This window comes from Pseudomonas bijieensis, from assembly GCF_013347965.1.
GTDB classification, from domain to species: domain Bacteria; phylum Pseudomonadota; class Gammaproteobacteria; order Pseudomonadales; family Pseudomonadaceae; genus Aquipseudomonas; species Aquipseudomonas bijieensis.
Genome location: NZ_CP048810.1, coordinates 4,770,303 through 4,793,826, shown reverse-complemented (window position 1 = coordinate 4,793,826; position 23,524 = coordinate 4,770,303). Strand labels below are relative to the sequence as shown.

Genomic DNA, 23,524 nt, shown 5'->3' with positions numbered 1-23,524 from the left:
CCCATGACCGTTTTGTTATTTTTAGTCACCGCATATGCTGAGGGATTTGCCGTGGCGAGGAAGCATGCTTCCACTGGGATGGAGCAGCTCTCTCGCCACGGTTCAGTCAGAGAGCAAACAACTCCGCTGGCATCTTCATCAAGCAGTCACTTCCAGCCTCGATGGCGGCCCGATGGGCGGTCGTGCGTGGCAGCAGGCGCTTGAAGTAAAACTCGCAGGTGACCAGTTTGCCCCGGCAGAAATCCCCATCGCCATTGCCACCGTCGAGTTGCGCCTGGGCCACCAAGGCCATGCGCAGCCACAGGTAGGCCAGGATGATGTAACCGCTGTACATCAGATAATCCACGGAGGCGGCACCCACTTCGTCCGGGTTCTTCATGGCCGCCATGCCGACCCGGGTAGTCAGCTCGCCCCATTGCTGGTTGAGGCCGTCGAGTTGCGCGACGTAATCCTTGAGCTGCGGATGTCCGGCATTCGCAGCGCAGAATTTGTGGACGATTTTAGTGAAGCCACGCAGCAGCTTGCCCTGGCTGCCCAGCACCTTGCGCCCCAATAGATCCAAGGCCTGGATGCCGTTGGTGCCTTCATAGATCGGCGCAATGCGACAGTCACGCACCAACTGCTCCATACCCCACTCGCGAATGAAGCCGTGGCCGCCAAATATCTGCATGCCGTGGTTGGTCACCTCCAGCCCGGTGTCGGTCATGAAGGCTTTGCAGATCGGGGTGAGGAACGCCAGCAGGTCCTCGGCGTCCTGGCGGGCTGCTTCGTCTTGGCTCAGGTGCGCGGTGTCCAACAGTTGCGCGGTGAAATACGTCAACGCCCGGTTGCCTTCGTTGAAGGCCTTCATGGTCAGTAACATCCTGCGCACATCGGGATGGACGATGATCGGGTCGGCGACTTTTTCCGGCGCCTTGGGACCGGTCAGCGCGCGCATCTGCAAACGTTCGTTGGCGTATTTGATCGCGCCCTGGAAGCTCGCTTCTCCCAGGCACAGGCCCTGCATGCCAGTGCCGAGCCGGGCATGATTCATCATGGTGAACATGCAGTTGAGGCCTTTGTTCGGCTCGCCGATCAGGAACCCCTTGGCTCCATCGAAATTCAGCACGCAAGTGGCCGACGCCTTGATGCCCATCTTGTGTTCGATCGAGCCACAGGAAACGCCATTGCGCGCCCCCGCCTCACCCGTGGCGTCGGGCAGGAACTTGGGCACGATGAACAACGAGATGCCTTTGGTCCCAGCGGGGGCGTCCGGCAACTTGGCAAGCACCAGGTGGATGATGTTATCGCTCATGTCGTGTTCGCCGGCGGAAATGAAGATCTTGCTGCCGGAGATCGCGTAGCTGCCGTCGGCCTGGGGCGCGGCCCGGGTCTTGATGATGCCCAGGTCGGTGCCGCAGTGGGCTTCGGTCAGGCACATGGTGCCGGTCCACTGGCCGGCGGTGAGTTTGCTCAAGTAGGTCTGTTTCTGTTCTTCGGTGCCATGGGCGTGAATCGCCGACATGGCGCCGTGGGTCAGGCCCGGGTACATGCCCCAGGAGGTGTTGCTGGAGCCGATCATCTCGCTGATGACCAGGCCCAGGGAACTGGGCAGGCCCTGGCCGCCATACACCGGGTCCGCCGCCAGCCCATGCCAGCCGCCCTCCACGTACTGTGCGAAAGCCTGCTTGAAGCCTGTAGGCGTAGTGACTACGCCGTTGTCGAAATGGCAACCTTCTTCGTCACCAGAGCGATTGAGCGGCGCCAGCACGTTCTCACAGAATCGGGCGCCTTCCTCGAGGATCGCGCTGACCATGTCCGGGCTGGCATCGCTGGCACCCAGCTCGGCATAACGGCCATGGAAATCGAAGACGTGATCGATCAGAAAGCGCATGTCGCGCAGGGGGGCTTTGTACTCGGGCATGGTGGTTTTCTCCGGTAGCAGATCGTTTCCAACCTACTGCCGGCCACCCAAGCCCACAATCACAGTCCAGACGCTGAATGCGCCGTCATCACTCAACCCGCGGCGGCGTCCATGCGCACCGCGCCACGGCGGTTCTGCCCGAAGGCGATCACACAGTTACGCCCCGCGCCCTTGGCGTTATAGAGCGCCTGGTCGGCGGACTTGAGCACTTCTTCGGGTGTACGTTGTTCAACGCGTTCGGCCACGCCGATGCTGACGGTCACCGATACGCTGGACGCACCGGCGCCAGAGCGACGCTGACGGCCTTGTTGATCGTCCTGGGGACGGCTGTCGGGATTGCGCAGCTGGATGGCGTACGTCTCGATGGACTGGCGGATGACTTCCAGATGGGGCATGCACTCGTCGATGGTCTTGCCCGCGAACACCAGGGCAAATTCCTCCCCGCCATAGCGATACGCCCTGCCGCCACCGCCGATCTTCGACAGTTTGCTGGCGACCAGGCGCAGCACCTGGTCACCCACATCGTGACCATGGGTGTCGTTGAATTTCTTGAAGTGGTCTACGTCACTCATCGCCAACACATAGTTGCGCCCCAGGCGCTGCATGCGCTCGTTCAGCGCCCGACGCCCCGGCAGGCCGGTGAGCTCGTCACGGAAGGCCATTTGGTAGGCCTCGTGAGCGACCGCAGCGGCGATCATCAACATCACCTGGCTGCACATGATGTTCAGGGTGAACGGCAGGATGAAAGTTTTCGGCAACATCCAGAACAACCCGAGCAACCCCACCAATTGCGCGGCATGCAATGGCCGGGGGTTGCGCCAGTATTGCCAGGCCAACAGCAGGAACACGGCGGCGAACATTGGGTAGGACAATTGGATCAGGCTCATCCAGGCGCCGTGCAACGCGGGCCAGCGGATCTCCGAAAGCCACAACAGCAAGGCCTGGGGAAAACTCTGCTCCAGGGCCAATGCCACGCTGCCAAAGACCAGCAACACCGCGAACCGCGCCACCATGTCCTGGAACAGATGAGTGCGCTCCTGCCACGCCGCGAACAACCCGAACAACAGTGGCAACAACAGGCAGACAAGATGGAATACCACAGCGGCGTCTTCGCGCACCTTGCCGTTATCGCGGTAGAAGTCGGTCTGGGTATCCAGGAGGAAATAAGCGATGTATACCGTGACCATCAGAAACAGTTCACGTTGACGTCGGTAGACGGCGCAGTACGCCCCGCCCAGCAATAACACCAGCGTCGGAAGAACGTTGAACAACGAGGTGAAGAAAACGTTGAGATCCTTGACGTAGGCAGCCGCAAGTCCCGCCAGCAAAAGCAGTAACGATGGTAGGAAATGGCTTAGACGTACAGCGGAAGAACGCGGCAAGGGTAAAGCTCCGACCCGGCTGAGCAAAGATGGCATTGTGCCTGCAACTGGAGCAGTAAGGCACGCTGGATGTGACAGATGTCACACTGCCACCCCTGTAACGGCAGGAGGGAATGTTTTCTTAGGTGCTGTTTGATGAATGTTTTTCGAAATATCTCAAGATCCCACAGGGAGATTTAGGCGAACATGAAAAAGCCGCTGCTCCCGAAGAAGCAGCGGCTTTTGGAAGAACCGCGTGAGGCTTAGTAGCCCAACGCGAAGTCCTCTTCTTTCATGTCCATCAGGTTGTTGGCGCCCGACAGCATGGCTGCCACGTGGGTACGGGTGCGCGGCAGGATACGCTGGAAGTAGAAGCGCGCGGTCTGCAGCTTGGCGGTGTAGAAGGCTTCTTCGGTAGTACCGGCGGCGAGTTTCTCCGCAGCCAGGCGTGCCATGTCGGCCCAGAAATAGGCCAGGCAGGCGTAACCGGAGTACATCAGGTAGTCCACCGATGCCGCACCGACTTCCTCGCGATCCTTCATGGCCGCCATGCCGACCTTCATGGTCAGCTCGCCCCATTCCTTGTTCAGCGCAGCCAGGGGTTCTACGAACTCCTTGACCGCTTCGTTGCCTTCGTTGCTCTGGCAGAACTTGTGGACGATCTTGGTGAAGCCCTTGAGTGCCTCGCCCTGGGTCATCAGCACTTTACGGCCCAGCAGGTCGAGGGCCTGGATGCCGGTGGTGCCTTCGTACAGCATCGAGATACGGCTGTCGCGAACGTTCTGCTCCATGCCCCACTCAGCGATGAAGCCGTGGCCGCCGTAGATCTGCACGCCATGGTTGGCCGATTCGAAGCCGACTTCAGTCATGAAGGCCTTGGCGATCGGCGTCATGAACGCCAGCAGCGCATCGGCTTTTTTCTTCTCTTCTTCATCTACGCCGTACTTGACGATGTCGACCTGCTTGGCGGTGAAGTAGACCATCGCCCGATTACCTTCGGCGAAAGCCTTCATGGTCAGCAGCATGCGACGCACATCAGGGTGCACGATGATCGGGTCGGCAGCCTTTTCCGGTGCTTTCGGGCCAGTCAGGGAGCGCATTTGCAGACGATCGCGGGCATATTTCAGGCCGCCCTGGAAACCGATTTCGGCGTGGGCCAGGCCTTGCAGCGCGGTGCCCAGGCGTGCGGTGTTCATGAAGGTGAACATGCAGTTCAGGCCTTTGTTCGCCGGGCCGATCAGGTAACCGGTGGCCGCGTCGAAGTTCATCACGCAAGTGGCGTTGCCGTGGATGCCCATCTTGTGTTCCAGGGAACCACAGCTCACTGCGTTGCGCTGACCGATGGAGCCATCGGCGTTAGGCAGGAATTTGGGAACGATGAACAGCGAAATGCCCTTGGTGCCGGCGGGAGCGTCCGGCAGGCGAGCCAACACGATGTGGACGATGTTGTCGGCCATGTCGTGTTCACCGGCCGAAATGAAGATCTTGGTGCCACTGACCTTGTAGGAACCATCGGCCTGAGGCTCGGCCTTGGTGCGCAGCATGCCCAGGTCGGTGCCGCAGTGCGGTTCGGTCAGGCACATGGTGCCGGTCCATTCGCCGGAAACCAGCTTGGTCAGGTAAGCCTCTTGCTGCTCAGGCGTGCCGTGTTCGGAAATGGTGTTCATCGCGCCATGGGACAGGCCTGGGTACATGCCCCAGGACCAGTTGGCTTCGCCGACCATTTCGCTGACCGCCAGGCCCAGAGACTCCGGCAGGCCTTGCCCGCCGTGCTCGACGTCGTGGGCCAGGCTTGGCCAGCCGCCTTCGACGAATTGCTTGTAGGCTTCCTTGAAACCGGTCGGGGTCTTCACGCCGGACTCGCTCCAGGTACAGCCTTCGATGTCGCCCACGCGGTTCAGCGGAGCTAATACCTGCTCACAAAACTTGGCGCCTTCTTCGAGAATGGCGTCAACCATGTCCGGAGTTGCATCCTGGCAAGCCGGAAGGCTCTGATAATGCGCTTCGTAGCCAAGCAGTTCGTCACGAACGAAGCGAATATCACGCAAGGGGGCCTTGTAGTCAGGCATAGCGATAAACCTCTGCTGATGTAACCGGGAATGAACGACCGCGTGGATTTGTTGTAGCGGTCAAACAGTTGTTTGAAACATACGTTTACGCCCAAATCTTGTCAAGCGCCGATCTTTTGCCATTCGTCATCAGCATGGGAAAAATGTCGGACACGGAGAATCCATCGCACTGAAGAACTCGCGGTGTGCGTAGGAAATATTAGTTGAGCAATAAGACGTTAGAGACAAGAACGCCGCGAATAATCGCGGCGTTTTCGTAAATCTGAAGAACAGGATCAGGCGAAGGTATCGATCAACGTACCGAGCATTTCGTCGGATGCCTTGGCCACGCTCACACCCAGTTGCACCTGGAACTTGCCTTGGGACAGTTCGACCACGTTTGCGGCCTGGTCCGACTGTTGGCTGCGATCCACCGAACGCAGGCGATCAACCTGCACTTCGGACGACTGACTGGTGACCGAGCGCTCGATCGTGGTGTTGGCAATCTGGCCGGCCGCCTGATCGACACGGTTCTGCCCTGTCTGAATCGTACTCAGACCGGCATAGAACGCGGTGTTTCCTGAGATTTCCATGGCAGAGCTCGTCTTCTTGAAGGGTCGACAGTGGCCATTGAACCAGAAGCCTGCGGAAAAGGCCCGACAAAAACACTAATGGCACAGTGCCGCGTCATAGGCAAAACCTTGGCGTGGTTTCAGTCCAGCAGGTCCAATTGAAGGTGTTCGGCCACGGCTTCGGCCGTCACGCCTTGGATTCGTGCCACCCGGCCCAGGCAAGGCGCCGGAAGTCGCTCGGCCAAGGTTGCCAGGTTTTCTTCCAGGCGCGAGGTGGCCGGGTCGATGATGTTCGCGACCCAACCAGCAAGCTGCAAGCCATCACGGGCGATCGCCTCGGCGGTCAACAACGCATGGCTGATGCAGCCCAGGCGCACGCCCACCACCAGAATCACCGGCAAGCCCAGCGCTATCGCCAGGTCGGAAAGATTGTCCTGGCCGGCCAGCGGCACTCGCCAACCGCCCGCACCTTCGATCAAGGTGAAATCGGCGCCCAGCGCCAGCACTTCGCGCATCGGGCCTAGCAACGACTGCACCGTCAACGCAACGCCCGCCTCCCGGGCAGCCAAGTGCGGCGCTATTGCCGGTTCGAACGCCACCGGATTGACCTGTGCATAAGTCAACGGTATCGAGCATTCGGCTAGCAAGGCCAAGGCATCGGCATTGCGCAGGCCCTTGGGTGTCACCTCGCAACCGGAGGCCACGGGTTTGCCAGCGGCGGTACTCATGCCAGCCTGCCGCGCAGCATGCAGCAGGCCTGCCGCGACGGTGGTCTTGCCTACATCGGTGTCGGTGCCGGTAATGAAATAGGCCTGGCTCATAGCGGTTTCTCCAAGACGGCGTAGACCACCTGATAGGTCGCGGGCAACCCCTGCGCCTGTCGAAACTGTTCGTAGGCTTCAACCAACGCCAGGATCCTCGCCCTGCCCGTCAACCCACCGGGCCGGCCAGGGTTCAGATTGTGGGCGCCCAAGGCTTTCAGCTCGTGGGTCAGGCTGCGCACATCGGAGTAATGCAACACATGGGGACAATTTTCAAGACTGAGAACATGCAGCCCGCTGGCCGCGCACAACTGTCGATACGTCTCGAATGCGCGGAAACGGTTGACGTGTACCAGGCCATCCACCTGACGCCAACTGTCGCGCAATTCGTACAAAGTGCCCACACAAAGGCTGGTAAAGGCAAAAACCCCACCCGGTTTCAATACACGATGAGCCTCACTCAGCACCGAGGCAAAATCCGCGCACCACTGCACCGCCAGGCTGGAGAACACCAAATCGCAACTCGACGCCTGCAAGGGCAGTCGCTCCGCGTCGCCGGCGACAAAATGCGCAGCTCCGCCCTGGGGACGAGCATGGTTGAGCATGCCTTCGGCGATATCCAGTGCCAGGCCGGTCGTCTCGCCGAAACGCGCGCCGAGGGCCCGGGTGAAATAACCGGTGCCGCAACCCAAGTCCAGCCAACGTTGTGGGATAAACGAAGACGGCAAGCGCCCGAGCAACTGTTGGCCCACGTCGCGCTGCAACTCGGCCACGCTGTCATAACTGGCTGCAGCCCGGGAAAACGAAGCCGCCACCTGGCGCTTGTCGGGCAAGGCACCGGGTAATTTGGGAAGAGACAAATCAGTCATCACCGGACTCATGCAAAAAAGCCTGGATCGCCCCCGCCACACCGTGGGGGTCATCCAGAAGAAATCCGTGACCGGCCTGTTCGATCAGACCGATTTCGACATCCGGCAGCAAGACCAACAATTCACTCGCGGCTTCAGCCGGTACCAGGGCATCGAGCCCGGCAAACAGATGCAGTTGCGGACCGCGAAAGCTTTGCAATGCCTGACGGGTGTCCAGTTGCACCAGCAGTTCGAGCCCGGCCATCAATACCTCGGGCGAAGTACTCGGTGCACCGGCCAATAGCAATCGCGACAATCCACGCGGATCACTGCAGCCCTGGGCGCATAGCAAACTGAAACGCTTGAGGGTCTGGCGTGGATCGGCGGCACACCCGGCGAGAAAGCCATCGAAGGTTTCAGCGGCCATTGCACTCGGCCATTGCGCATGGGCGACGAACGAGGGATTGCTCGCCAAGGTCAGCAAGCCGCAGCAGCGCTCACCGCGCCGCGCCGCCAGCGCCGAAGCCAGCATGCCCCCCAGGGACCAACCGCCCAGCCAGACATCCTGGGGCACGGCGGCGTCCAACTCCTCGAGCCATTCATCGAGGTCGCTCGATGTCAGTGCCGGCAACGGCTCGATTTCCACCCGCAGATGTTCGTCGAGACCTTGCAGCGCCGCCGCCAATGGCTCAAGCGGCGAAATACCCAAGCCCCAACCGGGCAGCAGTATCAGTCGATCACGCATGGCTTGGCTCCGGTCCCAGTTGGGCAAAACACTCGGCCAGTGCATTCAGCAATAGCTGCACCTGGGCTTCGCTGTGGGCGGCGGTCAGGGTCACGCGCAAACGGGCGCTGCCGGCCGGTACGGTGGGCGGACGGATCGCCGTGACCATCAGCCCGCGCTCACGCAGCATCTGCGACAAACGCATCGCCCGCCCCGCATCACCGATCAGGATCGGCTGGATCGGCGTGAAGCTGTCCATCAATTGCAGGCCGATCTGTTCGGCGCCGTGACGGAACTGGCGGATCAGCACCTGCAAATGTTCACGCCGCCAATGCTCGCTGCGCAGCAGTTCGAGGCTCTTGAGCGTGGCACAGGCCAGGGCCGGCGGTTGGCTGGTGGTGTAGATATAGGGACGCGCGAACTGGATCAGGCTCTCGATCAGTTCCTCACTGCCGGCCACAAAAGCGCCGGCGGTGCCGAAGGCCTTGCCCAAGGTGCCAACCAGCACCGGCACGTCATCCTGGCTCAAGCCAAAATGCTCGACGATACCGCCACCATTGGCACCCAGCGGGCCAAAACCGTGGGCATCGTCGACCATCAGCCAGGCGCCCTTGGCCTTGGCCGCACGGGCCAGTGCCGGCAGGTCGGCGATGTCGCCGTCCATGCTGAATACGCCATCGGTGACCACCAGGGTATTGCCAGTGGCTTTCTCCAGGCGATTGGCCAGGCTTTGGGCATCGTTGTGCAGGTAACGATTGAAGCGCGCACCAGACAACAGCCCGGCGTCGAGCAACGAAGCATGGTTGAGGCGGTCTTCCAGCACGGTATCGCCCTGCCCCACCAGCGCGGTGACCGCGCCGAGGTTGGCCATGTAGCCGGTGGTGAATAGCAGCGCCCGTGGGCGGCCGGTCAAGTCGGCCAAGGCTTCTTCCAAGGCGTGATGTGGGCCGCTGTGGCCAATCACCAGATGGGAAGCACCGCCACCGACGCCCCACCGAGCCGCCCCGGCGCGCCAAGCTTCGATCACCTGCGGGTGATTGGCCAGGCCCAGGTAATCGTTATTGCAGAAAGCCAGCAACGGCTGGCCGTCCACCACCACTTCCGGGCCCTGCGGGCTTTCGAGCAACGGGCGCTGGCGATAGAGGTTTTCGGCACGACGGGCAGCCAGGCGTGCGGCGAGATCGAAGGGCATGCAGGCCTCAACTATTTAAAGACTGGCCAAAAACCTTGTGGGAGCGAGCCTGCTCGCGATAGCGGTGTACCAGTCGACACAAATGTTGAAGGTTCCATCGCCATCGCGAGCAGGCTCGCTCCCACAGTTTCTTGCATTCCAATCAGGGAATCGGTGAGCAATCAAACAGCGGCGTTGTAGAACTGCTCGCTACTCTTCTGCTCCACCAGCGCCTGCTCAATCGCCGCCTGGTGCACTTCATCGGCATGTTCTTCCCGGGCTTCGGGCTGGATACCCAGGCGGGCGAACAACTGCATGTCCTTGTCGGCTTGCGGGTTGGCGGTGGTCAGCAGCTTGTCACCGTAGAAAATCGAGTTCGCACCGGCCAGGAACGCCAAGGCCTGCATCTGCTCGTTCATCGCTTCACGGCCAGCGGACAGGCGTACATGGGATTGGGGCATCATGATCCGCGCCACGGCGAGCATGCGGATGAAATCGAACGGATCGACATCCTCGGCATTCTCCAGTGGCGTACCGGCGACTTTGACCAGCATGTTGATCGGCACCGATTCCGGGTGCTCCGGCAGGTTCGCCAGTTGGATCAGCAGGTTGGCGCGGTCGTCCAGGGACTCGCCCATGCCGAGGATGCCGCCGGAGCAGATCTTCATCCCCGAATCACGCACATAGGCCAGGGTTTGCAGGCGCTCGCTGTAGGTGCGGGTGGTGATGATGCTGCCGTAGAACTCCGGCGATGTGTCGAGGTTGTGGTTGTAGTAGTCCAGGCCGGCCTGGGCCAGCGCTTGGGTCTGGTCCTGGTCGAGGCGGCCGAGGGTCATGCAGGTTTCCAGGCCCATGGCCTTCACGCCTTTGACCATCTCCAGCACATACGGCATGTCCTTGGCCGACGGATGCTTCCAGGCCGCGCCCATGCAGAAACGGGTCGAACCGATGGCCTTGGCACGCGCGGCCTCTTCGAGGACCTTCTGCACTTCCAGCAATTTCTCTTTATCCAGCCCGGTGTTGTAGTGACCGGACTGCGGACAATATTTGCAATCTTCCGGGCAAGCGCCGGTCTTGATCGACAGCAGCGTGGAAACCTGGACGCGGTTGGCGTCGAAGTGCGCGCGGTGCACGGTCTGCGCCTGGAACAGCAGGTCATTGAATGGCTGGACGAAGAGTGCTTTGACTTCGGCCAAAGACCAGTCATGACGCAGGTTGGCAGTGGTGCTGGCGCTCATGGGCATTTCCTTGATTATGCTTGGCTGGCGCCTGGGGGATGGAATACCCACAGGCGCGACACGGATGTTCGGCATATTTAAGGAAGAGTCATGCGCTGTCAACCACGTTACAACGGACCGGTTTACATCTGGTTAAAAAACAAACAATTCTGCTTATTGTGCGGCGAAAGCACCGACACACCACAGCCTATCTGCACACCGTGTGAAAGCGAACTGCCCTGGCTTGGCGATCAATGCCGCGTCTGCGCATTGCCGCTGCCCATGGCCGGACTGCGTTGCGGACAATGTGCCTCGCAACCGCCGGCCTTCGAGCGGGTCCTGGCCCCCTGGGCCTACGACTTCCCGGTGGACAGCCTGATCACCCGTTTCAAGCATCAGGCGAAGTGGCCCCTGGGCCGGCTACTGGGCGAACTGCTGGCCCAATCGCTGCAGCATCATTTCGACGAAGGCCTGGAACGGCCCGACGCACTGGTACCGGTGCCAATGGCGACCCGGCGCTTGCGCCAGCGCGGTTTCAATCAGGCGGCGCTACTGGCCCGCTGGCTCAGTGGACCGTTGGCGATCCCTTGCCAAGAAAACCTGCTGCGACGCACCCAGGACACCCCCGCCCAACAGGCCCTCGACGCCAAGGCACGACGGCGAAACCTGCGCCAGGCCTTTGCCCTGGCGCCCGAGGCCGCGTTGCGCAACCGTCACCTGGCGTTGGTCGACGATGTGCTCACCACCGGTGCCACTGCCCAAGCACTGGCGGCCCTGTTGCGCGATGCCGGCGCTGCGCGGGTCGATGTGTACTGCCTGGCCCGCACGCCGAAACCCGGTGAGCCGGCTTGACGTGCCGCGCCCAAGGCGCCAACGTCCGCTCATAGCCCCTTGCATGCAGTTTTCCGTCATGTCCTTGTCCACACTTCTGACCCAGCACATCGTTCGGCGACCTCAACGCATCGCCCTGTTGCAGCACATCGCCGAACAGGGCTCGATCACCCGCGCCGCCAAGAGCGCGGGCCTGAGCTACAAGGCGGCCTGGGATGCCATCGATGAATTGAACAACCTGGCGGACCAACCGTTGGTAGAGCGCAGCGTCGGCGGCAAGGGCGGTGGCGGCGCCAAGTTGTCGGAGGAAGGCCTGCGCGTGCTGCGCCTGTATCAGCGCTTGCAAGCGCTGCAGGCCCAACTGCTGGAAGCGAGCGAGGACGCCGGCGACCTGGGCCTGCTCAGTCGCCTGATGCTGCGCACCAGTGCCCGCAATCAATTGCATGGCAAGGTCCTGGGCATCGAGGCGCAAGGGCACAACGACCGGGTACGCCTGGAGCTGGCCCGGGGCCTGGTCATCGAAGCCCAGATCACCCACGACAGCACCCTGCGCCTGGAGCTGGATACCGGCACCGAAGTGGTGGCGCTGATCAAGGCCGGCTGGCTGGAATTGCACCCTATCGAGCAAGCGGAAAAACCGGGGACCAATACACTGCGCGGCATGATCGAGCAGATCGACGCCGCCCAGGACGGCCCCAGCGAAGTGCGCATAGGCCTGCCCAATGGCCAGACGCTGTGCGCCCTGGCCGAGCCGCTTCAGTTACAAGCGCAGAAACTGGCAGCCGGCTCACTGGTGCAAGTAACGTTTTCGCCAACAAATGTGCTGCTCGGCACACCGCTGTAGCACGCTGCAACAATAGTTTCATCGACCCGCTTTAAGGTGACTGCCAAAACCAGCAGGGAGCCTGAGATGAGCCTATTAGAAGAAAACCAATCCACCGACCTGGAAAAGATCGTCGGCCTGAGCCGTCGCAGTTTCATCAGTGCCGGCGCCCTGTGCGGCGCGGCGATGTTTTTGGGCGGCAACCTGCTGAGCCGCAGCGTCCTGGCCGCCGCCGTGAGCGAAGGCAACAGCAAGCTGCTGGGCTTTAACAGCATCGCCGCCGCCACGGCCGACACCATCACCTTGCCGCCGGGCTACAAATCCTCGGTGCTGATCAGTTGGGGCCAGCCGCTGCAGAAAAATGCCCCGGCCTTCGACCCCAGTGGCAACGGTACTGCCCGCGCACAGGAAGTGCAGTTCGGCGACAACAACGACGGCATGAGCCTGTTCCCGTTCCCCGGCGACAATAACCGGGCGCTGATGGCGATCAACAACGAATACACCAATTACCGCTACCTCTTCCCCCACGGCGGCCAGCCGCAGTCGGCCGAAGACGTGCACAAGGCCCAGGCCAGCGAAGGGGTCTCGGTGATCGAGGTCCAGCGTCGTCGCGGCCAGTGGCAGTTTGTCCAGGAATCGCGCTACAACCGCCGCATCCACGGCAACACGCCGATTCGCCTGCGCGGCCCGGCCGCCGGCCATGACCTGCTGAAAACCAGCGCCGACAAGAGCGGCAAGAAAGTGCTGGGGACTTTCCAGAACTGCGCCAACGGCATGACACCCTGGGGCACCTACCTGACCTGCGAAGAAAACTTCACCGACTGCTTCGGCAGCAGCAAGTCCGATTTGCAGTTTGATGAAGCGCAAAAACGCTACGGCGCCACCGTCACCAGCCGTGAGATCAACTGGCACCTGTTTGATCCGCGCTTCGACCTGGCAAAGAACCCCAACGAACTCAATCGCCACGGCTGGGTGGTCGAGATCGACCCGTTCGATCCGCAATCCACCCCGGTAAAACGTACCGCCCTGGGCCGCTTCAAACACGAAAACGCCGCCCTGGCGCAGACCAATGACGGTCGCGCCGTGGTGTACATGGGCGACGATGAGCGCGGCGAGTTCATCTACAAGTTCGTCAGCCGCGAACGCATCAACCCGCGTAATGCCAAGGCCAACCGTAACCTGCTGGACCATGGCACCTTGTACGTGGCGCGTTTCGATGCCGGCGACGGCAACCCGGACCATCCCAAAGGCAAGGGCCAGTGGATCGAGCTGACCCATGGCAAGAACGGTCTCGACGCCAGCAGCGGCTTCGCCGACCAGGCCGAAGTGCTGATCCATGCGCGCCTGGCCGCCAGCGCCGTGGGTGCCACCCGCATGGACCGCCCGGAGTGGATCGTGGTCAGCCCGAAAGACGGCCAGGTCTATTGCACCCTGACCAACAACTCCAAGCGCGGCGAAGACGGTCAGCCGGTGGACGGGCCGAACCCTCGGGCCAAGAACGTCTACGGGCAGATCCTGCGCTGGCGCACCGACCGCGACGACCACGCCTCCAAGTCCTTCTCCTGGGACCTGTTCGTGGTCGCCGGCAACCCAACGGTACACGCTGGCACGCCGAAAGCCGGGTCGTCCAACATCAACGCGCAGAATATGTTCAACAGCCCCGATGGCCTGGGCTTCGACAAAGCCGGGCGGCTGTGGATCCTCACCGACGGTGACTCCAGCAACGCCGGGGACTTCGCTGGCATGGGCAACAACCAGATGCTCTGCGCCGACCCCAACAGTGGCGAAATTCGCCGCTTCATGGTCGGGCCGGTGGGCTGCGAAGTCACTGGGATCAGTTTTGCGCCGGACCAGAAGGCCTTGTTCGTCGGGATCCAGCATCCGGGGGAAAACGGCGGCTCGACCTTCCCTGAGCACCTGCCCAACGGCAAGCCACGGTCATCGGTGATGGTGATTACCCGGGAAGATGGCGGGGTCATCGGCGCCTGATAGGACCTCATCGCGAGCAAGCTCCCACAGGGATCGGCGGTACAACCGAAGATCCACTGTGGGAGCGAGCCTGCTCACGATAGCGTCAGCACAGCCACCACCTATCTGCCTCCGTCTGCGCTACCATGCTGGGTCGGACGCGGCAGCCCTGCCGCTGCGCAGGAGTCAGCATGTCCCATCCGTTTGAAACCCTCACGCCCGACCTGGTACTCGATGCCGTTGAAAGCATCGGCTTTCTCAGCGACGCCCGCGTGTTGGCCCTCAACAGCTACGAGAACCGTGTCTATCAGGTCGGCATCGAAGATGCCGAGCCGCTGATCGCCAAGTTCTATCGCCCCCAGCGCTGGACCAACGAAGCGATCCTGGAAGAGCACAGTTTTACCTTCGAGTTGGCCGAGTACGAAGTGCCCGTGGTAGCGCCGCTGATCCACAACGGCACCAGCCTGCACGAACACGCCGGGTTTCGTTTCACCCTGTTTCCCCGTCGCGGTGGCCGGGCGCCGGAGCCGGGCAATCTGGATCAACTCTATCGCCTGGGGCAACTGCTCGGGCGCCTGCACGCGCTCGGGGCGACCCGCCCGTTCGAGCATCGTGAAGCCTTGGGCGTGAAGAATTTCGGCCATGACTCGCTGGCTACCGTGCTGCAAAGTGGTTTCGTCCCCCGCGCCCTGCTGCCGGCCTACGAGTCGGTCGCCAGGGACCTGCTCAAGCGTGTCGAAGAGGTCTACGCCGCCACGCCCCATAAGAACATCCGCATGCACGGTGACTGCCACCCCGGCAACATGATGTGCCGTGACGAGGTCTTCCACATCGTCGACCTCGACGACTGCCGCATGGGTCCGGCGGTGCAGGACTTGTGGATGATGCTCGCCGGCGATCGCCAGGAATGCCTGGGGCAGTTGTCGGAATTGATGGATGGCTACCGTGAGTTCCACGACTTCGACCCGCGTGAACTGGCGCTGATCGAACCGCTGCGCGCCCTGCGCCTGATGCATTACAGCGCCTGGCTGGCGCGACGCTGGGACGACCCGGCCTTCCCGCGCAGCTTCCCCGTGGTTCGGCAGCGAACGTTACTGGGGCGACCAGGTACTGGCACTGCGCGAGCAACTGGCGGCGCTCAATGAAGAGCCGTTGAAGTTGTTCTGATGGACTGCAGAATCACCCTGTGGGAGCGGGCTTGCTCGCGAAAGCGCTGGGTCAGGCAAAGTTGTACTGCCAGGCACGCCGCCTTCGCGAGCAAGCCCGCTCCCACAGGGGACTTTCGGTGATTGTGCACAAGGTTCACAGCACAACCAGACAAATCTCCTTACAATCACCCCCCTTTGTTCGCTGCCTAAGCAAGGATTCTGCATGCAAGCCGCCAACCCGCGTCGCGGGTACATCCTGGGCCTGAGTGCCTACATCATCTGGGGACTGTTCCCGATCTACTTCAAGGCCATCGCCAGCGTGCCGTCGGTGGAAATCATCATCCACCGCGTGCTGTGGTCGGCCTTGTTCGGCGCGGCGTTGCTGATGGTCTGGAAACACCCCGGCTGGTGGCGCGAACTGCGGGACAATCCACGACGACTGGCGATCCTCGCCTTGAGCGGGACGTTGATCGCGGCCAACTGGCTGACTTACGTCTGGGCGGTGAACAACGAGCGCATGCTCGAAGCCAGCCTGGGTTACTACATCAACCCACTGGTGAACGTACTGCTGGGCATGCTGATCCTCGGCGAGCGCCTGCGCCGCATGCAATGGCTGGCGGTAGGGTTGGCGGCGGTCGGCGTGGCGCAGCAGGTCTGGCAAGTGGGCAGCCTGCCGTGGGTATCCCTGGTGCTGGCGCTGACCTTCGGCTTTTATGGATTGATCCGCAAACAGGCACCGGTCAAGGCATTGCCGGGGCTGGTGGTGGAAACCTGGATGCTGGTGCCGATCGCCATCGCCTGGTTGCTGTTCAACCCCACGGCCACCAGTGCCCAGGCCGCGTTCTGGACCACCTCCGAAGCCTGGTGGCTGGTGGCGGCAGGCCCCGTGACGCTGGTTCCGCTGGTGTGCTTCAACGCCGCGGCGCGGCATTTGCCCTACACCACCCTCGGGTTCCTCCAGTACATCGCACCGACGCTGGTGTTGTTGCTCGCCGTGCTGCTGTTCGGTGAGCACCTGTCGTCCAGCACACTGGTGGCGTTTCTGTTTATCTGGGCTGGGCTTGCGGTGTATAGCGTCGATGCCGTGATCAGCATGCGCCGGCGCAGCTGATCAAAAAACGTACAAACCTCCACAGGCCACGCCCCGCGTGGCCTGCGCTCATCCGTCCCAAGGTTATCCACAGCGTGATCCCCGCCGTTTGTGCACAAGCCCTTGAAAACTGATGATTTTTTGACCACTCTCCGCAGAACCCCGGCGACCCTGGGCTGGAGCCGGGTCTCTACAGGTTATCCACAGGCAGGCGCAGTTTTTTCTTGGATAACCTTTATTGCGCTTCGTCGCTGAGCTTGAGTTCCACCATCAACTCATCGGCCAGGGTCTCCAGGCGTTCCTGCAAGGTGTCCAGCGACAGGGTCAAGGGCACCCCAAGGGTCGCTTCGGCGTGGAACAGCAACTCGTTGCTCATCGGCGCCGGACGAACCTGCGTCACCAGGCGTTCGACGTTTACCCCCTGTTCACTCAGCAATCGGGTGATATCACGCACGATGCCGGGACGATCATTGCCCACCAGTTCCATGGTGATGGGTTTCCAGCTACAGGTTTCTTCCAGGCTGCTTTCGGCAATCAATACGCGGATGCCATGGGCCGACAGCCCCTGCAAGGCTTCGATCAACTCTTCGTGGACTTCGGCCGGGGCGCTGAGCCGCAGGATCCCGGCAAATTGCCCCGCCAGTCGCGACATACGGCTTTCCAGCCAGTTACCGCCGTGCTCGGCGATGCAATCGGCAATGCGCTCGACCTGCCCGGGCTTGTCCGGGGCGAAAACAGTGATGACCAGATGGTCCATGGCGCGGCCCTCTTGTTGTGGAAGAAACAGTATAGGCAGCAGACCGTGAGCCTGAGGATTTATACCTGACCACTGTGGGAGCAAAACATCGTGTACAAACATTAAGATTTATCTGGAACAATCTGTCTGTTTTTTGAGAACATCCTGTGCCTCGTCGTGACCGTACTGCTTTAGTCGGTCGCGGAACGACGCAATTAGTCTAATTTTCACAAGCGCAATTGATCATGTAGTATGCCGCAGCAAGCACTACATAATGTTGTACCGATGTCTGCTTAAGGCCAGTCGCATCCCTGAAAAGCCCCGTCAGCAAGGCTTAACACCCAGCCGCCAGCGATGGCATGTACTGGTTCCGGGGTTTGTGGTTTAAATGTCCCGAGGCTTCATTGTCAAAATCGAAGAGCTGAAAAGCGAAATAGCTGAGCAGAGTGAGGCAAGCAATGACTGAACACGTTCAAGTCGGTGGCCTTAAGGTCGCCAAAGTCCTGTTCGACTTCGTGAATAACGAAGCCATTCCCGGAACCGGCCTCACCGCCGACGCGTTCTGGGCCGGTGCCGACAAGGTCATCCACGACCTGGCGCCGAAGAACCAAGCCCTACTCGCCAAACGCGACGATTTCCAGGCGCGGATCGACGCCTGGCACCAGGCTCGTGCCGGCCAGGCCCACGACGCCGTGGCTTACAAAGCCTTCCTGCAAGACATTGGATACCTGCTGCCAGAAGCGGCGGATTTCCAGGCCACGACGCAAAACGTCGATGACGAAATCGCCCGCATGGCCGGCCCGCAACTGGTGGTGCCGGTGATGAACGCCCGCTTCGCCCTCAACGCATCGAACGCCCGCTGGGGTTCGCTGTATGACGCGCTGTACGGCACCGACGCCATCAGCGAAGCCGACGGCGCGGAAAAAGGCAAAGGCTACAACAAGGTTCGCGGCGACAAGGTCATCGCCTTCGCCCGCGCCTTCCTCGACGAAGCGGCGCCCCTGGCGGCCGGCTCCCATGTCGATTCCACCGCGTACAAAATCGTCGACGGCAAACTGGTGGTCACCCTCAAGGGTGGCAGCAACAGCGGCCTGCGTGACGATGCCCAGTTGATCGGCTTCCAGGGCGATGCCTCGGCACCGACCGCCGTGCTGCTGAAGCACAACGGCCTGCACTTCGAAATCCAGATCGACGCCACCACCCCGGTCGGCCAGACCGACGCCGCCGGCGTCAAAGACATCCTGATGGAAGCCGCCCTGACCACCATCATGGATTGCGAAGACTCGGTCGCCGCCGTCGATGCCGATGACAAAGTGGTGATCTACCGTAACTGGCTCGGCCTGATGAAGGGCGACCTGGCTGAAGAAGTCGCCAAGGGCGGCCAGACGTTTACCCGGACCATGAACCCCGACCGCGTCTACACCACCGTCGACGGTTCGAGCGTGACCCTGCACGGCCGCTCGCTGTTGTTCGTACGCAACGTCGGCCACCTGATGACCATCGATGCGATCCTGGACAAGCATGGCAACGAAGTGCCGGAAGGCATCCTCGATGGCCTGGTCACCAGCCTGGCGGCGATTCACAGCCTCAACGGCAACACCTCGCGGCGCAACAGCCGCACCGGCTCGGTGTACATCGTCAAGCCAAAGATGCATGGCCCGGAAGAAGCCGCGTTCACCAACGAGCTGTTCGGTCGCGTCGAAGACGTACTGAACCTGCCACGCAACACCCTCAAGGTCGGAATCATGGACGAGGAGCGCCGTACCACGGTCAACCTCAAGGCCTGCATCAAGGCCGCCAGCGAGCGCGTGGTGTTCATCAACACCGGTTTCCTCGACCGCACCGGCGACGAAATCCACACCTCCATGGAAGCCGGCCCGATGGTGCGCAAGGCGGATATGAAAGCCGAGAAGTGGATCGCCGCGTATGAAAACTGGAACGTCGATATCGGCTTGAGCACCGGACTGCAAGGTCGCGCGCAAATCGGCAAGGGTATGTGGGCGATGCCGGACCTGATGGCGGCGATGCTCGAACAGAAAATCGCCCATCCGATGGCCGGTGCCAACACCGCGTGGGTTCCGTCGCCGACCGCGGCCGCGTTGCACGCGCTGCATTACCACAAGGTCGACGTGTTCGCTCGCCAGGCCGAACTGGCCAAGCGCGCCCGCGCTTCGGTGGACGACATCCTGACCATCCCGTTGGCGGTCAATCCGAACTGGACGCCGGAGCAGATCAAGAACGAACTGGACAACAATGCCCAGGGCATCCTTGGCTACGTGGTGCGCTGGATCGACCAGGGCGTTGGCTGCTCCAAAGTGCCGGACATCAACGACATCGGCCTGATGGAAGACCGTGCGACGCTGCGTATCTCCAGCCAGCACATCGCCAACTGGCTGCGTCACGGCATCGTCACCCAGGACCAGGTGATGGAAAGCCTCAAGCGCATGGCGCCGGTGGTAGACCGTCAGAACGCCAGCGACCCGCTGTACCGTCCGTTGGCACCAGGCTTCGACAACAACATCGCCTTCCAGGCGGCGGTCGAACTGGTGATCGAAGGCACGAAGCAGCCTAACGGCTACACCGAGCCGGTGCTGCACCGTCGCCGTCGTGAGTTCAAGGCAGCCAATGGGTTGTGATTGAGCGATAGACACGCGACACACAAAAGCCCTGATCTCTCGATCAGGGCTTTTTTCATTGCTAATCACCAAGCCTTGGCTGATGAAGGGGTTTAACTGTGGGAGCAAGGCTTGCCCGCGATAAAGACGGCGCGGTCCTTGGTAAACCGAGGCGCCTGCATCGCGGGCAAGCCTTGCTCCCCACAGACGATCTTAAAGATCCATCCCCAACTCATGCTTGACCAACCCCAACAGCTTGTCGGTATCGATCGGCTTGAGCAGAAAGTCCACCACGCTCAAGTGCATGGCTTCAATGGCATCCTTCACGTCGGCATCGCCCGACACGATGATAATCGGCAGCGCCGCCCGCTCCGACTCGCGCACCAGGCGGACCAACTCCAGGCCATCGACATTGCCCATGCGCAGATCGGTGATCAGCAGGCCTATCGATGGCTTGGTTTCCAGCATCTTGAGCGCCGTTTCGCCACTGGCGGCGGTCATGCAGTGAATCCCGTCCAACGCCAGGATCTCCGACAGCAGCTCACGAGCGTCCTTGTCGTCATCGACGATCAAGACGCGCTGCGGCGGCAGGTCAGGTTCCAGCATGACGGCACTCAGCGCCTCGCGCTCGGCGTCACTCAAAATATCGTGGTCGGACATGGTGCTCTCTACGTTCTTTAAATCGATCCCCTGGCACAGTGGTCAGACATCGTTCTGCGGCGCTTCAATGTGCACTTCGTCGGATTTTTTTCCAAGAACATTTAATGAAGATTTTTCCGACGCCTGGCGTAGGACTTTTCCGTAAGCCTGCCCCGTATGCAGCGACCTAGACTTACGTCCAATGGGCACCCCGCGCTGAGGGGCCGACCATGGCAGAACAGATCCGACCACAACAATTCGAAAAAGACTGCGTAATGGTTATGAAAAAAGCGGACGCCTTCATCCAGGCAGGGAAAACCGCGGTGTTGCAAAACATCCAGGGGACGCTGCAATTTCTCCAACGCTTTCCCCCGTTCAACCAGATGGAAAACGCCCACCTGGCCTATCTGGTAGAGCAATGCCTGCTGCGCTTCTACGCGCCGGGCGAAACCATCATCAAACCCGCCGACGGCCCGGTGGAGCATTTCTACATCGTCAAGCAAGGCCGGGTGGTAGGCGAACGTCCGCACACGGCCAAAGGTGGCACCGAAACCACCTTCGAAATCACCACCGGCGAATGTTTCCCCCTCGCCGCGCTGCTGGGCGAACGGGCCACGCGCACCGAGCATCGGGCCGGCGAAGACACGTTCTGCCTGCAACTGAACAAACAAGCCTTCATCAAGTTGTTCGCCCTGTCCGGCCCGTTTCGCGACTTCGCCCTGCGCGGGGTCAGCAGCCTGCTCGATCAGGTCAACCAACAAGTCCAGCAAAAGTCCGCACAAACCCTGGGCACGCAATATTCCCTCAATACGCGGTTGGGTGAACTGGCGATGCGTCATCCGGTGAGTTGCAGCCCGGACACCCCGCTGCGCGAAGCCGTGAAGCTGATGCACGAGCAACAAGTCGGCAGCATCGTGGTGGTGAATGAGCAGAAAACCCCGGTGGGAATTTTCACCTTGCGCGACCTGCGACAGGTGGTGGCCGATGGCTCCGGGGATTTTTCCCAGGCCATCGTCGGACACATGACCCAGGCACCGTTTTTTCTCTCGCCGGACCACAGCGCGTTCGACGCGGCCATCGCCATGACCGAGCGCCACATCGCCCACGTCTGTCTGGTCAAGGACCATCGCCTGTGTGGCGTGGTATCGGAGCGCGATCTGTTTTCCTTGCAGCGCGTCGACCTGGTGCACCTGGCCCGAACCATTCGCAGCGCTCCCAGGGTAGAGAACCTCGTGGCCCTGCGCGGCGAAATCGGCCAGTTGGTGGAGCGCATGCTGGCCCACGGCGCCTCGTCGACCCAGATCACCCACATCATCACCTTGCTCAACGATCACACCGTGTGCCGCGTCATCGAGTTGACCCTGGCTGACAAAGGCGACCCGGGGGTGCCGTTCAGTTGGCTGTGTTTCGGCAGTGAAGGCCGGCGCGAGCAGACCCTGCACACCGACCAGGACAACGGCATTTTGTTCGAAGCGCGGGACGCCGCCCATGCCGCGCAGATCCGCGGCCTGCTGCTGCCCATCGCCCAGCAGATCAACCAGAGCCTGGCCCTGTGCGGCTTCACCTTGTGCAAGGGCAACATCATGGCCGGCAACGCCGAGCTGTGCCTGTCCCGCGCCGAATGGGCCCGGCGCTTTGCGGCATTCATTCGCGAAGCGACGCCGGAGAACTTGCTGGGCTCGAGTATTTATTTCGATCTGCGGGTGGTCTGGGGCGACGAGCAGGGCTGCGAGCAGTTGCGCCGGCAGATCCTCGATCAAGTGGCCGATAACCGCTTGTTCCAGCGCATGATGGCCGAGAACGCGTTGCGCCATCGCCCGCCGGTAGGACGCTTCAGGGATTTCGTGCTGAGCCGCAAGAATGGCGAAAAGGCCACCCTGGACTTGAAAGTGCAAGGCCTGACGCCCTTCGTCGATGGCGCCCGTCTGCTGGCCCTGGCCAACGGCATCGAAGTCAACAATACCCTGGAACGCTTGCGGCAACTGGTCGTCAAGGAAGTGATCGAACCGCTCGATGGCGCGGCCTATGAAGAGGCCTATCACTTCATCCAGCAGACCCGCATGCAACAACATCAATTGCAAACCCGCGAGAACCTGCCCTATTCCAATCGCGTCGACCCTGACAGCCTCAATCACCTGGACCGGCGCATCCTGCGCGAATCCCTGCGCCAGGCCCAACGCCTGCAAAGCAGCCTGGCGCTGAGGTATCAGTTGTGAGCATTTTTTCCTGGCTACGCCCGGCTCAGCCGCTGTTGCCGCAGATGTTGCAGCAGCGCCTGGAGCGCCTGCCCGCCTCCTCGCCGTTGGATGAACGCAGCTTACGGGAACAGCGCTGGGTGGTGCTGGACCTGGAAACCACCGGCCTGAACCTGAACAAGGATCAGGTTCTGTCCATCGGTGCGGTGGTCATCGAAGACGGCGCGATCGACTTCAGCCAGCAGTTCGAACGCACCCTGCAATGCGACAAGCAGAAACTCGGGCCGAGTGTGTTGATCCACGGTCTGGCGCCCAGCGCCATTGCCGCCGGCAGCGACCCGGCCGAGGCGCTGCTGGCGTTCATGGAGTTCGTGGGCGACAGTCCGCTGCTGGCCTTTCACGCGCCATTCGACTCCCACATGCTCGGGCGCGCCTTGAAAGACTACCTGGGCTATCGCCTGCAGCATCCGTTTCTCGATGTGGCCGACCTGGCGCCGATGCTTTGCCCCCAGGCCAATCTGCGCAAGGCGGGTCTGGATGAATGGATCGACTGGTTCAAGCTGCAAGTCTTCGACCGCCACAACGCCAGTGCCGACGCCCTGGCCACCGCCGAACTGGCGCTGATCCTGTTCAGCCGTGCCCGCCAGCAGCAGATCCACAGCCCGCTTGAACTGCAACAGCGCCTGGGCCAGTGGAAACGGCGCCAGCAGGCGCCTTCGCTCTAAATCCTCTGCTCCGAGGGTGGTTTACCTGTGGGGAGCAAGGCTTGCCCGCGATGCAGGCGACTCGGTTTGGCTCTCAAACCAGGCGATACCATCGCGGGCAAGCCTTGCTCCCACAGACTCATTAGACCCACAGATCAGGTCCCGACCAG

General features: G+C 61.4%; 18 protein-coding genes and 1 pseudogene. 8 read left to right on the top strand and 11 right to left on the bottom strand.

Features of this window, described 5'->3' with window-relative positions; translation table 11 throughout:
• Positions 1-106: 106 nt before the first annotated feature.
• The 9 genes from GN234_RS20990 to bioB form a co-directional block, all read right to left on the bottom strand.
• On the bottom strand, positions 107-1,903 hold the full coding sequence (locus tag GN234_RS20990; RefSeq protein ID WP_176689012.1) for an acyl-CoA dehydrogenase C-terminal domain-containing protein: 1,797 nt from the start codon (positions 1,901-1,903) through the stop codon (positions 107-109).
• A gap of 92 nt (positions 1,904-1,995) precedes the next feature.
• Positions 1,996-3,285, bottom strand: coding sequence for a GGDEF domain-containing protein (locus GN234_RS20985; RefSeq protein ID WP_109754998.1), 1,290 nt, complete (start codon positions 3,283-3,285; stop codon positions 1,996-1,998).
• A gap of 242 nt (positions 3,286-3,527) precedes the next feature.
• Positions 3,528-5,333 (bottom strand): phenylacyl-CoA dehydrogenase, encoded by a 1,806-nt coding sequence (locus GN234_RS20980; RefSeq protein ID WP_109754999.1) that lies wholly within the window; start codon positions 5,331-5,333, stop codon positions 3,528-3,530.
• Positions 5,334-5,608: 275 nt separating this feature from the next.
• Positions 5,609-5,905: a pyrroloquinoline quinone biosynthesis protein PqqE gene (locus tag GN234_RS20975; RefSeq protein ID WP_109755000.1), complete on the bottom strand. Its 297-nt coding sequence runs from the start codon at positions 5,903-5,905 to the stop codon at positions 5,609-5,611.
• Positions 5,906-6,024: 119 nt separating this feature from the next.
• Complete coding sequence (bioD, locus tag GN234_RS20970) at positions 6,025-6,705, bottom strand: dethiobiotin synthase (protein ID WP_163856364.1); 681 nt, start codon at positions 6,703-6,705, stop codon at positions 6,025-6,027.
• Complete coding sequence (bioC, locus tag GN234_RS20965; protein ID WP_116833611.1) at positions 6,702-7,514, bottom strand: malonyl-ACP O-methyltransferase BioC; 813 nt, start codon at positions 7,512-7,514, stop codon at positions 6,702-6,704. Before bioC ends, bioD begins: the two co-directional genes overlap by 4 nt.
• Positions 7,507-8,238, bottom strand: coding sequence for an alpha/beta fold hydrolase (locus tag GN234_RS20960; protein ID WP_163856362.1), 732 nt, complete (start codon positions 8,236-8,238; stop codon positions 7,507-7,509). Before GN234_RS20960 ends, bioC begins: the two co-directional genes overlap by 8 nt.
• Entirely contained in the window at positions 8,231-9,409 is a 1,179-nt protein-coding gene (bioF, locus tag GN234_RS20955) for an 8-amino-7-oxononanoate synthase (RefSeq protein ID WP_176689011.1), read from the bottom strand. Before bioF ends, GN234_RS20960 begins: the two co-directional genes overlap by 8 nt.
• 161 nt (positions 9,410-9,570) lie before the next feature.
• Positions 9,571-10,626, bottom strand: a complete 1,056-nt coding sequence (bioB, locus tag GN234_RS20950) for a biotin synthase BioB (protein ID WP_109755005.1) — start codon at positions 10,624-10,626, stop codon at positions 9,571-9,573.
• 90 nt (positions 10,627-10,716) lie between these two features.
• Between bioB and GN234_RS20945 the strand changes: the two genes are divergently transcribed.
• The 5 genes and pseudogenes from GN234_RS20945 to rarD all read left to right on the top strand — a co-directional run bounded on the left by GN234_RS20945 (position 10,717) and on the right by rarD (position 16,486).
• Positions 10,717-11,457 carry a ComF family protein gene (locus GN234_RS20945; RefSeq protein ID WP_176689010.1) on the top strand — a complete coding sequence of 247 codons (741 nt, stop codon included), beginning with the start codon at positions 10,717-10,719 and terminating at the stop codon, positions 11,455-11,457.
• Between the two features lie 58 nt (positions 11,458-11,515).
• Complete coding sequence (locus GN234_RS20940) at positions 11,516-12,280, top strand: TOBE domain-containing protein (RefSeq protein ID WP_176689009.1); 765 nt, start codon at positions 11,516-11,518, stop codon at positions 12,278-12,280.
• 66 nt (positions 12,281-12,346) lie between these two features.
• The gene (locus GN234_RS20935; protein WP_176689008.1) at positions 12,347-14,248 is read left to right on the top strand and encodes a PhoX family protein; all 1,902 of its coding nucleotides are present in this window, start codon (positions 12,347-12,349) and stop codon (positions 14,246-14,248) included.
• A 170-nt stretch (positions 14,249-14,418) separates the two neighbouring features.
• Positions 14,419-15,394, top strand: a pseudogene (locus tag GN234_RS20930) (serine/threonine protein kinase).
• Between the two features lie 204 nt (positions 15,395-15,598).
• Positions 15,599-16,486, top strand: a complete 888-nt coding sequence (gene rarD / locus GN234_RS20925) for an EamA family transporter RarD (RefSeq protein WP_134926110.1) — start codon at positions 15,599-15,601, stop codon at positions 16,484-16,486.
• A gap of 214 nt (positions 16,487-16,700) precedes the next feature.
• Here rarD and GN234_RS20920 read toward each other — a convergent pair whose 3' ends face one another.
• The gene (locus GN234_RS20920) at positions 16,701-17,222 is read right to left on the bottom strand and encodes a glycine cleavage system transcriptional repressor (RefSeq protein WP_109755010.1); all 522 of its coding nucleotides are present in this window, start codon (positions 17,220-17,222) and stop codon (positions 16,701-16,703) included.
• Between the two features lie 437 nt (positions 17,223-17,659).
• On the opposite strand from GN234_RS20920, the gene GN234_RS20915 reads away from it, so the two are divergent.
• Positions 17,660-19,837 (top strand): malate synthase G, encoded by a 2,178-nt coding sequence (locus GN234_RS20915; protein ID WP_176689007.1) that lies wholly within the window; start codon positions 17,660-17,662, stop codon positions 19,835-19,837.
• A gap of 192 nt (positions 19,838-20,029) precedes the next feature.
• Here GN234_RS20915 and GN234_RS20910 read toward each other — a convergent pair whose 3' ends face one another.
• Positions 20,030-20,476, bottom strand: a complete 447-nt coding sequence (locus GN234_RS20910; protein WP_060740319.1) for a response regulator — start codon at positions 20,474-20,476, stop codon at positions 20,030-20,032.
• A 260-nt stretch (positions 20,477-20,736) separates the two neighbouring features.
• Here GN234_RS20910 and GN234_RS20905 point away from each other — a divergent pair, with 260 nt between their 5' ends.
• Both GN234_RS20905 and GN234_RS20900 read left to right on the top strand, forming a co-directional pair.
• A complete protein-coding gene (locus GN234_RS20905) occupies positions 20,737-22,671 on the top strand; it encodes a putative nucleotidyltransferase substrate binding domain-containing protein (RefSeq protein WP_305490392.1) in 1,935 nt (644 codons plus the stop codon).
• Positions 22,668-23,375 carry a 3'-5' exonuclease gene (locus GN234_RS20900; protein ID WP_163856352.1) on the top strand — a complete coding sequence of 236 codons (708 nt, stop codon included), beginning with the start codon at positions 22,668-22,670 and terminating at the stop codon, positions 23,373-23,375. Before GN234_RS20905 ends, GN234_RS20900 begins: the two co-directional genes overlap by 4 nt.
• The last annotated feature ends 149 nt before the right edge of the window (positions 23,376-23,524 follow it).